Source organism: Bradyrhizobium huanghuaihaiense, assembly GCF_025200885.1.
In the GTDB taxonomy this organism is placed as follows: domain Bacteria; phylum Pseudomonadota; class Alphaproteobacteria; order Rhizobiales; family Xanthobacteraceae; genus Bradyrhizobium; species Bradyrhizobium huanghuaihaiense.
Map to the genome: position 1 here is coordinate 2,190,965 of NZ_CP104172.1, position 12,161 is coordinate 2,203,125.

Annotated in this window: 9 protein-coding genes; all 9 read left to right on the forward strand. The window is 66.2% G+C overall.

Annotated elements, in window-relative coordinates; translation table 11 throughout:
* Nucleotides 1-9: 9 nt before the first annotated feature.
* A complete protein-coding gene (gene xylB / locus N2603_RS10385) occupies nucleotides 10-1,455 on the forward strand; it encodes a xylulokinase (RefSeq protein WP_260388658.1) in 1,446 nt (481 codons plus the stop codon).
* A 131-nt stretch (nucleotides 1,456-1,586) separates the two neighbouring features.
* Nucleotides 1,587-3,110, forward strand: a complete 1,524-nt coding sequence (locus N2603_RS10390) for a sugar ABC transporter ATP-binding protein (RefSeq protein ID WP_260388659.1) — start codon at nucleotides 1,587-1,589, stop codon at nucleotides 3,108-3,110.
* The gene (locus N2603_RS10395; protein ID WP_260388660.1) at nucleotides 3,103-4,143 is read left to right on the forward strand and encodes an ABC transporter permease subunit; all 1,041 of its coding nucleotides are present in this window, start codon (nucleotides 3,103-3,105) and stop codon (nucleotides 4,141-4,143) included. The genes N2603_RS10390 and N2603_RS10395 overlap by 8 nt, the downstream gene beginning before the upstream one ends.
* A 119-nt stretch (nucleotides 4,144-4,262) precedes the next feature.
* Complete coding sequence (locus tag N2603_RS10400; RefSeq protein WP_260388661.1) at nucleotides 4,263-5,210, forward strand: ABC transporter substrate-binding protein; 948 nt, start codon at nucleotides 4,263-4,265, stop codon at nucleotides 5,208-5,210.
* A 165-nt stretch (nucleotides 5,211-5,375) separates the two neighbouring features.
* Nucleotides 5,376-5,843 carry a MarR family winged helix-turn-helix transcriptional regulator gene (locus N2603_RS10405; protein ID WP_260424177.1) on the forward strand — a complete coding sequence of 156 codons (468 nt, stop codon included), beginning with the start codon at nucleotides 5,376-5,378 and terminating at the stop codon, nucleotides 5,841-5,843.
* A 46-nt stretch (nucleotides 5,844-5,889) separates the two neighbouring features.
* On the forward strand, nucleotides 5,890-7,599 hold the full coding sequence (locus tag N2603_RS10410) for an FAD-dependent oxidoreductase (protein WP_260388662.1): 1,710 nt from the start codon (nucleotides 5,890-5,892) through the stop codon (nucleotides 7,597-7,599).
* Between the two features lie 78 nt (nucleotides 7,600-7,677).
* The gene (locus N2603_RS10415) at nucleotides 7,678-9,000 is read left to right on the forward strand and encodes an MFS transporter (RefSeq protein WP_260388663.1); all 1,323 of its coding nucleotides are present in this window, start codon (nucleotides 7,678-7,680) and stop codon (nucleotides 8,998-9,000) included.
* A gap of 39 nt (nucleotides 9,001-9,039) precedes the next feature.
* The gene (locus tag N2603_RS10420) at nucleotides 9,040-10,488 is read left to right on the forward strand and encodes an aldehyde dehydrogenase (protein ID WP_260388664.1); all 1,449 of its coding nucleotides are present in this window, start codon (nucleotides 9,040-9,042) and stop codon (nucleotides 10,486-10,488) included.
* Nucleotides 10,489-10,524: 36 nt separating this feature from the next.
* Entirely contained in the window at nucleotides 10,525-12,132 is a 1,608-nt protein-coding gene (gene mdlC, locus N2603_RS10425; RefSeq protein WP_260388665.1) for a benzoylformate decarboxylase, read from the forward strand.
* Nucleotides 12,133-12,161: the final 29 nt, after the last annotated feature.

A 12,161-nucleotide genomic window follows, 5' to 3' on the forward strand; every position in this document is an offset into this window, starting at 1 on the left:
GAAGCATCCATGTATCTCGGCATCGATCTCGGCACCTCGGCGGTCAAGACCGTTCTCGTCGATGATGCCCAGCGCGTGATTGCAAGCGAGAGCCGGGCGCTCGCGACCGCCTCGCCGCAGCCAGGCTATTACGAGCAGGACCCCGCACAGTGGATCGATGCGACCTTTGCCACGCTGGACGCCCTGAAGGCGTCGCATGCCGGGGCGATGGCGGCGGTCGAAGGCATCGGACTGTCCGGCCAGATGCATGGCGCCACCCTGCTCGATGCAAGTTCGAAGCCGCTACGGCCTTGCATCCTCTGGAACGACGGCCGCTCCGGCGAGGAGTGCCGCGTTCTGGAGCAGCGCTGGCCCGCGTTGCGAGCGGTGACGGGTAACAAGGCGATGGCTGGATTCACCGCGCCAAAACTGCTCTGGATCGCGACGCACGAGCCCGAGATTTTTGCGGCGACGAAACTCGTCCTGCTGCCAAAGGCGTATTTGCGCCTGGTGCTATCAGGCGAGGCCATCGAGGATGTCTCGGACGCATCGGGATCGCTGTGGCTCGACGCCGCGCGCCGGGATTGGTCGGATGCGGCCTTGGCAGCGACTGGCCTGTCGCGCGATCACATGCCGCGTCTGGTCGAGGGATGCGCGCCTGCAACGACGCTGCGCAGCGAACTCGCGCGGCGCTGGGGTATGGCGAGGCCGCCGATCATCGCGGGCGGCGCCGGCGACAATCCGGCTGGCGCCGTCGGCATCGGCGCGATCGAGCCGGGAACCGCGTTCATATCGCTGGGAACCTCCGGTGCCTTGCTGGCACCGACCAACAAAATAGCCGCCAACCCCGATCGCGTCGTGCACACGTTCTGCCACGCCATTCCCGGCATGTGGATTCAGGCCGGCGCGATCCTCGCGGCCGCCTCCTGCCTCGCCTGGGTCGCGCGCCTGTTCGGCGTCGCGGAGGCCGAGTTGCTGGCGCCGCTTGGAGCGCGTCCGCAGGCGCCGTCGCCGGTGAGCTTCCTGCCTTATCTTGCGGGTGAGCGGACGCCCCATGACGATCCCGCCGTGCGCGGCATGCTCGACGGTTTGAGCCATGGCACCGATCGCGGTGCGATCGTGCAGGCGGTGCTCGAGGGCGTTGCCTTCGCGCTTGCCGATTGCCGCGACGCGCTTGCGTATGCCGGCATTGCCATTGCGGATGCCGATGTCATTGGCGGCGGTTCAAGGTCTTCATTCTGGCTTGCGGTGCTGGCCAATGTCTTGAATGTTCCAATCCATCGCTTCGCAGGAGGCGAGACCGGCGCGGCGTTCGGTGCGGCAAGATTGGGGCGGCTTGCTGTCACGGGTGAGGCGATCGCCGCCGTGTGCACGAGGCCGCAGCGCGTCGAAACGCTTGAACCTGACGCTGGCCTGACCGATGCCTATGCCGAGCGGCTTCCCGCCTGGCGCGAACTGTATCGGCCGCGCCACTAGCTGGCCCAATCTGGTTTGCATACTTCAGTATACTCGCCTTCGGTATTGCCCTGCGTCACTCGCTTTTGTTTAATAACCAAACCGCGCTAACGAGACGCGGGTGGGAAACGCATTGTGCGCCGGGAGGCACGATGAACGATCCGATCCTCGAGATGCGCGGGGTCTCAAAGACCTTCTTTGGGATCAAGGCGCTGCGCACGGTTGATCTCACGGTCTATGCCGGCGAAATCCATGCCCTGATGGGGGAGAATGGCGCCGGCAAGTCGACGCTGATGAAGATCCTGTCCGGCGCATACAGGCCCGATCCCGGTGGCGAGATCCGCATCGAGGGCAGCCCGGTGCGGATCGAAGGTCCGCTCGGCGGCCGCGCCGCGGGTATCTCCATCATCTACCAGGAGCTGTCGCTGGCTCCCAATCTCAGCGTTGCCGAGAACATCTATCTGGGCCGGGAGATATCGCATGCGGGTTTGCTGGCCCGCGGCGAGATGCGAGAGGGTGTCGGGCCGATCCTGAAGCGGCTGGGCGCGGATTTCCTGCCATCGACGCTGGTGGCGCATCTGTCCATGGGCCAGCGGCAATTGGTCGAGATCGCCCGAGCGCTGCACGCCAGATCAAAGATCCTGATCATGGATGAGCCAACCACCTCATTGTCGGCCGCCGAAAGCGAGCGGCTGTTCGCGCTGGTCCGCCAGCTTCGCGCCGAGGGGCTTGCCATCATCTACATCTCGCATCGCATGGACGAGGTCTACGCGCTCGGCGACCGCGTCACCGTGCTGCGCGACGGTCGGCTGGTCGGGTCGCTCGACAAGCCTGAGATTCGCGCCGACACCATCGTCCGGCTGATGGTCGGGCGTGACGTTTCCTCGTTCTACAAGAAGGATCACGATCCCGAGGCGGGGCGGGGACATCCCGTGCTCGCAGCGATCGATATGGCCGACGGCCAGCGCGTCAAGGGTTGCTCGCTCACCGTGCATGCGGGCGAGGTGGTCGGGCTTGCCGGCCTGATCGGCGCCGGCCGCACCGAGCTTGCGCATCTCATCATCGGCGCGGCGTCGAAAACCTCCGGCCGGCTCGAGTTGGAGGGACGTCCGGTCGAGATCCGCACGCCGGGCGAGGCGCTCGAGGCTGGCATCGCCTACCTGACGGAAGACAGAAAGGCGCTCGGCCTGTTTCTCGATATGTCGTGCCTCGACAACATCAATCTCGCCGTGCTCGGGCGCGATGCGAAGCTCGGTTGGGTCCTGGATCGCGACAAGGCGCGTGAGCGCGCCGACCGGGCCTTCGCAGGGCTCAGCATCCGCGCCGCCAATGTCGGCGTTGCCGCTGGAGGCCTGTCCGGCGGCAACCAGCAGAAGGTCCTGCTGTCGCGGCTGCTCGCCATTGCGCCAAAGGTCCTCATCCTCGACGAGCCGACGCGCGGCGTCGACGTCGGTGCCAAGTCCGAGATCTATTCGATCATCGACAATCTCGCCAAGGCCGGCACCGCGATCCTCGTCATCTCGTCCGATCTGCCCGAGATCATCGGCATCTGCGACCGCGTCGTCGTCATGCGTAGCGGGCACATCGCCGGCGAGGTCAGGCGAACCGAGACGGCGCCGTTGAATCAGGAAGACATTATGGCGCTTGCCACGGGGATGGAGCATCTCGATGCCTGACAATGCTGCTTCGGAGGCCAAGCCAGCCCCGACGACGACCAACGGCGCCGCCGCAGAGACAAGGCGCCAGCGGATGCGGATGCTGATCAGCGCACTCGGCATGCTGCCGGTGCTGCTGATCCTCTGCATCGGCTTCCACGTGCTGTCAGAGGGCCGCTTCTTCACCGGGCAAAATCTCGGCATCGTGTTGCAGCAGGCCGCGGTGAACACCGTGCTCGCCGCCGGCATGACCTTCGTCATCCTCACCGGCGGCATCGACCTCTCGGTCGGCTCGATCCTGGCGGCCTCCGCGATGGCCGGGTTGACACTCTCCAAGATGCCGGAGCTCGGGATGCTGTGGCTGCCGGCCGCGCTGCTCACGGGCCTCGGCTTTGGCGTCGTCAACGGCGCGCTGATTGCGCTGCTCCGCCTGCCACCCTTCATCGTCACGCTCGGCTCGCTCACCGCGGTGCGCGGCCTGGCGCGACTGCTCGGCGCCGACACCACCGTGTTCAATCCATCGATTCCCTATGCTTTCATCGGTAACGGCTCGCTGACGCTCATTCCCGGCGTCGCGTCGATCCCGTGGCTCTCCGTGATTGCCCTGCTCGTCATCTTCGTCTCGTGGCTGGTGCTGCGCCGGACCGTGCTCGGCGTGCACATCTATGCGGTGGGCGGCAATGAAAGCGCGGCGCGGCTTGCCGGAATCAAGGTCTGGGCCGTGCTGATCTTCGTGTACGGTGTCTCCGGCCTTTTTGCCGGGCTCGGCGGCGCCATGCAGGCGGCGCGCCTCTATGCGGCCAATGGCCTGCAGCTCGGTCAGTCCTATGAGCTCGACGCGATCACCGCCGTGATCCTCGGCGGCACCTCCTTCGTCGGCGGCATCGGCTCGATCTGGGGTACGCTGGTTGGCGCGCTGATCATCGCCGTGCTCTCGAACGGCCTCATCCTCATCGGTGTCTCCGACATCTGGCAATATGTGATCAAGGGCCTGGTGATCATCGGCGCCGTGGCGCTGGACCGTTACCGGCTGCAAGGCTCAGCCAGAACCTAAGGGGCTCAGCCAGAACCTGAAGGTTCGGTGCGCACCTGTCAGTGCAAGGCTGATGCGAAATTCCGTTGCGGCAACTGGTCTGCCGCGCCGGGGACGAAGACAGACCAGGGAGGAAGTCCATGTTGAAGACGATCACGCTTGCCGGCGCCGCGATGGCGCTCGCCCTGACCACCGCGCCGACCTTCGCCAAGGAGCTCAAGTCGATCGGCGTCTCGCTGGGATCGATGGGCAACCCGTTCTTCGTCGCGCTGTCGAAGGGCGCCGAGTTCGAGGCGAAGAAGACCAATCCCAATGTGAAGATCACCGCGGTCGGCTTCGAATACGATCTCGGCAAGCAGGTCACCCAGATCGACAATTTCATCGCCGCCGGCGTCGACCTGATCCTGCTCAACCCCGGCGATCCCAAGGCGATCGGGCCGGCCATCAAGAAGGCGCAGGCGGCGGGCATCGTCGTCGTCGCGGTCGACACCGCGGCCGAAGGCGCCGACGCCACCGTGACCACGAACAACGTGCAGGCCGGCGAGATCTCGTGCCAGTACATCGTCGACAAACTGGGCGGCAAGGGTGACGTCATCATCGAGAACGGGCCGCAGGTCTCCGCCGTGATCGACCGGGTCGTCGGCTGCAAGAATGTCTTCGCGAAGAATCCCGGCATCAAGGTGCTGTCGAACGACCAGGACGGCAAGGGCTCGCGCGAGGGCGGTCTCACCGTCGCGCAGGGTTATCTGACTCGCTTCCCCAAGATCGACGCCATCTTCGCCATCAACGATCCGCAGGCGATCGGTACCGACCTTGCGGCTCGCCAGCAAAACCGCACGGGCATTGTCATCACCGCAGTGGACGGCGCGCCCGATATCGAGGCGGCGCTGAAGGATCCGCAGTCGCCGCAGATCCAGGCCTCGGCTTCGCAGGACCCGTTCTTCATGGCGCGGCGGGCCGTCCAGGTCGGTGTCGGCATTCTCAACGGCCAGAAGCCGGCCTCGACCGTCGAGCTCCTGCCGTCCAAGCTCGTGACCCGGGACAACGTCGCCGAGTACAAGGGCTGGACCTCGGATCGCTCGCAGTAAGACGCGGTCCGCTACCGCCAACGGCCGAAACACGAGATGGCGGGCTGCTTGCTCGACGCCGCCCGCCGCCAACGCACCTGCGCTGATCGGCCGTACGAGCGCGCCGCGCTGCCTGTTGTGTTAGCGTGGCACGATCTCGATTGGTCGATTCGGAAAGCAGATTTCGTGAAAGCCAGGATATCCGGCACCGCGTGGCGGCATGCCAATATCGGTCGCCTGCTCAACAACGCCGTGCGGCGCTTCGAAGGCCGCGTGCTCGAATTGATGAGCGAGCGCGGACACGACGAGACGCGAATCGCCCATGTCAGCCTGACCCGCAATCTCGACGTGGAGGGGACGCGGCTCACCGAACTCGCCCGCCGCGCCTCCATGAGCAAGCAGGCGATGGGCGAGCTGGTCGATCAATGTGCCGAGCTCGGCCTCGTCGATCGCATCGCTGACCCGACCGACCGGCGCGCGCGCATCGTCATGTTCACGCCGGCCGGGCGCAAATGGCTGGATGCGTTTCGCGATGCCGTCGACATCGCCGAGCAGGAGATGCGCGCCGAGCTTGGCAAGGCCACCATGGACGCGATCCTGAAGGGGCTGGCGGTCTATGGTGAGAGGTTCGACACGCTCGAGGATGCCAATTAGTCAGGCGACTTGACGATATCGTCAGGCTACCTTACCATGCAGAATAATGCTGGTAGGGAGAAGCGTCTTGGAAACACGTCTGACGGCCGCGGTGCTCATCGTCGGCGGGGGGCCCTGCGGGCTGATGCTGGCCAACGAGCTCGGCCGGCGCGGCGTGTCCGCGATCCTGGTCGATGAAAAGCCGGGCACGGCATTCAATCCGCAGGCCAATGCGACGCAGGCGCGCTCGATGGAGCACTACCGGCGGCTTGGTTTTGCCGACGAGATCAGGCGCGAAGGGTTGCCCGCCGATTATCCGACCGACGTTGCCTATTTCACGCGCTATGCGGCTTACGAGCTGGCGCGCTTTGCATTGCCGTCATCGTCACGCGCGGGCGAGCTGATCAAGGGCATGTCCGGCTCCTGGAGCGCGGCGGAGCTGCCGCATCGGGTCTCGCAGAAATATGTCGAGGCGGTGCTGCGCCGCCATGCCGAACGGCTCCCCGGAATCAAGCTCAACTACGGTCACCGGCTGATCGGCTACACCGAAAGCGATGACGGCATCGTCGGCGAGGTCGAACGTCTCGACGATGGCAGCCGCTTCCAGGTCCGGGCCGACTTCCTGGTCGGCGCCGACGGGCCGCGCTCGATGGTCCGGCAATCGCTGGGTATAGTTTACGGCGGCGAGACCGGGGCGCAGCGTGACTTCATGGGCGGCCGCATGCTGGCGGTCTATCTTCGCGCGCCGGAGTTCTACGCCAGCGTCCCGCACGCCAAGGCGTGGATGTACAATTGCTTCAACGGCGACCGCCGCGCTTTCATGGCCTCCGTGAACGGGCGGGACGAATTCGCCTTTCACACGCAGCTTCGGCCGGGCGAGGACGAGGGCGCGATCACGCTCAACGAGGCCAGGGCTGCGTTCCAGCGTGCCTGCGGCGCGCCCATCCCGTGTGAGGTGCTGTCGTTCCTGACCTGGACCGCCGGTCACGCGCTGGTCGCGAACGGGATGCAGCGGGGCAGGGTGCTCCTCGGCGGCGATGCGGCGCATCTGTTCACGCCGACCGGCGGGCTCGGCTACAACACAGCGATCGAGGATGCGGTCAATCTCGGCTGGAAGCTCGCAAGCGTCGTCAAGGGCGTGAGCCCGGTGACACTGCTCGACAGCTACGAGGTCGAGCGGCGGCCGGTGGCGCTCCGCAACACCGATTATGCGCGGCGCTTCGCCGACTCCCTCGGTCTCTTCGCGCCCGCGCCTGACATCGAGGACGCCACGGACGAGGGCAGCGAGGCGCGGCGGATCGCGGGCGTCTATCTCGAGCAGCATGCTCGTGCCGAGTTCAACATCCCCGGCGTCACCTTCGGCGGACGTTACGACGGCTCGCCGATCATCGTCTCCGATGGCAGCCAGCCGCCGCCGGATGCTGCCAACGTCTACATCCCGAGCGCCTGTCCGGGCGGCCGCGCACCGCATGCCTGGCTGGAGGACGGCGGGTCCTTGTACGACCTGTTCGGGTTCGAATGGACGCTGCTGCAGTTCGGCGAGGTCGCGCCGGCTCGCGCAGCGGTCACGGATGCCGTCCGCAAGCTCGGGGTCGACGTGAAGCTGGTGACGCTGCCGGCATCGTTGCGCGACCTCTATGAGGCGGACCTCGCATTGATACGTCCCGACCAGATCGTCGCCTGGCGCGGCAGCGCGTCACAAGCCGGGACGATCGGACACATCCTTGCACGCGCGCTCGGGCATGGCGTGAGCGACAGCGCGCGACTGGCAAGCTGAGCAGAGCTTCGCCCCGCATTCAATCTGCGCCAGTACGGCCAACAATAACAAGACGACAACAACACCGGAGGAGGAAACATGACCACAAGAGCATTCGAGGATTACGACGATCATGCCGCTACCGCCGGCGCCGGCCAGACCGCGAGCAGCCGCCGGCGCATTCTGATCGCCGGTACCATCGGCACCGCGATCGAATGGTACGACTTCTTCATCTACGGCCTGATCGCGCCGCTGGTGTTCGACCAGCTGTTCTTTCCGAAGTTCGACCAGCTCACCGCAACCATCGCGGTGTTCGCGACGTTCGCCGTCGGATTTCTGGCACGTCCGCTCGGCGGTCTCGTGTTCGGCCATTTCGGCGATCGCCTGGGGCGCAAATCTGTCCTGCTGTGCACGCTGCTCCTGATGGGGCTTGCGACGATGTCGATCGGGCTGTTGCCGACCTACGCCAGCGCGGGTGTGGGCGCGACCGTCGCGCTGGTCGTGCTGCGCTTCCTTCAGGGCTTTGCGCTCGGCGGCGAGTCCACCGCGGCGATCCTCATGGCGATCGAAACGGCGCCCGCCAATAAGCGCGGTTTCTCAGCCGCGGTGATCCAGGCCGCGGGTCCCGTCGGTGTCGTGCTCGCCTCGTTCGCGGCACTCGCGATCTCGCGGCTGCCGGAGGCGGACCTTTTGTCATGGGGCTGGCGCGTTCCGTTTCTGATCAGCGCCGTGCTGGTCGCGCTCGGCGTCTACATGCGCTGGCGCATCGAGGAGAGCGCGACGTTCCGCGACGCCGAAGAGTCCGAAGCGGTGCCGGCCGTCGAAGCTATGAGGGGACACTGGCGGCCGATCCTCATCGTGTTCTTCGCCGAGATGGCGCAAACGTCCTATTTCTACCTGACCGCCATCTTCACCATCTCCTTCGCGACGCGTCAGCTCGGCGTCCAGAAGGACGTGATCACGCAGACCGTGCTGTTTGCCAATCTCGTCGGGCTCGTGGCCATGCCGCTGATCGGCGCCTGGTCCGACCGGATCGGACGCAAGCGCTTGTTCCTGGCGGGCGTCGTGCTCGCGGCGGCCTCGATGTTTGCGTTCTACGGCGTGGTCGCAAGCCGTGACACACTTTTGATAATGGGCGCGGTGATCCTTGCTGCGGGCATCATCCATCCGCTGATGTTCAGCACCGAGGGAAGCTATTTCCCGGAGCTGTTTCCGACCCGCATCCGCTTCACCGGCGTGTCGATCGGCAAGCAGCTCGGCACGGTGCTCGGCGGCGGCATCGCGCCGCTCGTCGCCACCAGCCTGTTTGCGCAAACGGGCTCCACCTACGCGATCACGGGATACTACGTCGCGCTCGCGCTCGCAGCGATGATCGCGCTCGGCTTCGCGCACGAAACCAGCAAATCGCGGCTACTCGGCTGAGCCCAGCCAAGACATCAGCAAGACATCAGGGAGGTTCTCATGGACGTCAGTCTTCTCATCAACGGCCAGGATCAGGCCGCGTCGACCGGCAAGATATTCGAGCGGCGCAATCCACTGTCGCAGGAGGTCGCAAGCCGGGCGGCTGCTGCGACGGTTTCGGATGCGGACACCGCGGTGGCCGCAGCTTCCGCCGCGCTTCCCGCATGGTCGGCGCTCGGCCCCAACGCGAGGCGGGCGCTGCTGCTGAAGGCCGCCGACGCGCTCGATGCCAAGCGCGATGCCTTCATCAGGATCATGATGGCCGAGATCGGCACGACCGAGGTCTGGTCGGCCTTCAACGTCAAGCTCGCATCCGGCATGCTGCGCGAGGCGGCATCGCTGACCACGCAGATTGCGGGCGAGGTGATCCCGTCCGACAAGCCGGGATGCCTCGCGATGTCCGTGCGCCAGCCGGCGGGCGTGTGCCTCGGCATCGCGCCGTGGAATGCGCCGATCATTCTCGGCGTCCGCGCCGTGGCGACGCCGCTCGCCTGCGGCAACACGGTGGTGCTCAAGGCCTCCGAGATCTGCCCGGGCACGCACCGGCTGGTCGGCGAGGTGTTCAAGGACGCAGGCTTCCCGCCCGGCGTCGTCAACGTCCTCACCAACGCGCCCACCGATGCGCCGGCTGTGGTCGAACGTCTCATCGCCAATCCCGCGGTACGGCGGATCAACTTCACCGGCTCGACCCGCGTCGGCCGCGTCATCGCCGAGCTCGCCGGACGTCACCTCAAGCCGGTGCTGCTCGAGCTCGGTGGCAAGGCGCCGCTGGTCGTGCTCGACGATGCAGACCTCGATGCCGCCGTCGCGGCCGTGGCATTCGGCGCCTTCATCAACCAGGGCCAGGTCTGCATGTCGACCGAGCGGGTAATCGTCGACGAGGCGGTGGCTGCGTCCTTTGTCGAGAAGCTCGCGAAGAAGGCGAGCGCGCTTCCCGCCGGCGACCCGCGCTCCGGCCCGGTGGTTGTCGGCTCGATGATTGATGAAGCTCCCGCCAGGCAGGTCGTTGCCCTGATCGACGACGCCATCGCCAAGGGCGCCGTCAAGGTCGCGGGCGGAGAGCGCACCGGCACGGTCGTTCCGGCAACGGTGCTCGACTGCGTCGCGCCAGGCATGCGTATCTACACCGAGGAGAGCTTTGGTCCGGTCGTCTCCGTGATCCGCGCACGCGGCGTCGACGAGGCCGTGCGGCTCGCCAACGACACCGAGTACGGCCTCTCGGCCGCCGTGTTCGGCCGCGACGTCGCGCGTGCGCTGACGGTGGCGCAGCGCATCGAAAGCGGCATCTGCCATGTCAACGGCCCGACCGTGCATGACGAGGCGCAGATGCCGTTCGGCGGCGTGAAGGGATCGGGCTACGGCCGCTTCGGCGGTCAGGCCGGGATCGCCGAATTCACCGATCTGCGCTGGATCACCATCGAGACGCAGCCGCAGCACTATCCGTTCTAACTACGCCGCAAACGAAGCCCACCAGGACGTCTGTTCATGAATTCGAAAGTTCTTACGGTTCGGGAAGCGACCCTCGATGTGCTTCGCTCCTTCGGCATCGATCGCGTCTTCGGCAATCCCGGCTCGACCGAGCTTGCCTTCCTGGGCGACTGGCCCGACGACATCGACTACGTGCTGGGGCTGCAGGAAGGCTGCGTGGTGGGCATGGCCGACGGCTATGCTCAGGCGACCGGACGTCCGTCCTTCGTCAATCTGCATTCGGCCGCCGGGCTCGGCCATGCCCTTGGCAATCTCTTCACGGCCTTTCGCAACAAGACGCCGATGGTCGTGACGTCAGGGCAGCAGGCGCGCAGCCTGCTGCGGATGCGCCCCTACCTCTTCGCCGAAGACGCCGAGCAGTTTCCAAAACCCTATGTGAAATGGAGTGCGGAGCCGGCGCGGCCTGAGGATGTTCCTGCGGCCATTGCGCAGGCTTTCCACACGGCCATGCAGCATCCGCGCGGCCCGACCTTCGTGTCCGTGCCGTCGGATGATTGGGCGCGGCCTGCCGTGGCTCCGCCGGTCCGCCACATCGCGACCGAATTTGCGCCGGATCCGGCGGCGATCGTTCGGCTCGGCGCAGCGATCGGAGCGGCCAAGCGACCTGTCTTCGTTGTTGGCCCTGAGATCGATCGCAATGGCAGTGTCGACGCAATGGTTGCGGTCGCCGAACAGGCGCGGGCGGCCGTCTGGGCAAGCCCGATGTCGAGCCGGTCGAGCTTTCCGGAATTGCATCCGCAATTTGCAGGCTTCCTTCCCGCAGCTCCGGGCGGTCTCGCCCGTGCCCTGCGCGGCGCCGATCTGATCGTCGTGGTCGGAGCTCCGGTGTTCACCTTCCACGTCGAGGGGCAATGCGAACTGCTCGATGACGGAACGCCGGTCTGGCAGATCACCGACGATCCGACCGAAGCGGCGTCCGCGGCCGTGGGCGACACCATCATCAGCACGCTCCCCAAGGCGCTCGGCGCGCTTCAGTCGGCGCTGCCCGACATTGCGACGCGCGAGGTGCCGGCCGCGCGCACGCGGCCTGCTGCTCCCGCCGCGAGAAATCCGATTCCGCCCGCCTATGCGCTGAGCCGGTTGTCGGCGCTGATGCCGCGCGATGCGGTCGTGGTCGAGGAGGCGCCATCGCATCGTCCCGCGATCCAGCAATTCCTGCCCATGCGCGGCGCGGACAGCTTCTACACCATGGCGAGCGGCGGACTTGGTTACAGCCTGCCGGCCTCGGTCGGCGTTGCATTGGCACGGCCCGGCCGCCGCATCGTCGCCCTCATTGGCGACGGATCGGCGATGTACTGCATCCAGGCGATCTGGACCGCCGCGCAACGCCAGCTGCCGATCACCTTCGTGATCATGAACAATTCCGGCTATGGCGCAATGCGCGCCTTCAGCCAGCTCATGCAGGCACATCGCCCGCCCGGGATCGACCTGCCCGGGCTCGACTTCATCGCGCTCGCCAGGGGAATGGGTTGCGCGGGGCAGCGCGTCACCGATGCCGGCGATGTGGACCGCATCCTGGCGGAAGCGCTGGTTTCAAACGGTCCCGCGCTGGTCGATATCGCAGTCGATCACGCCACGACGGACCTGTTCAGCCATCCGAGCTGAATTTCGAAGCGCCACGATAAACGGACCGC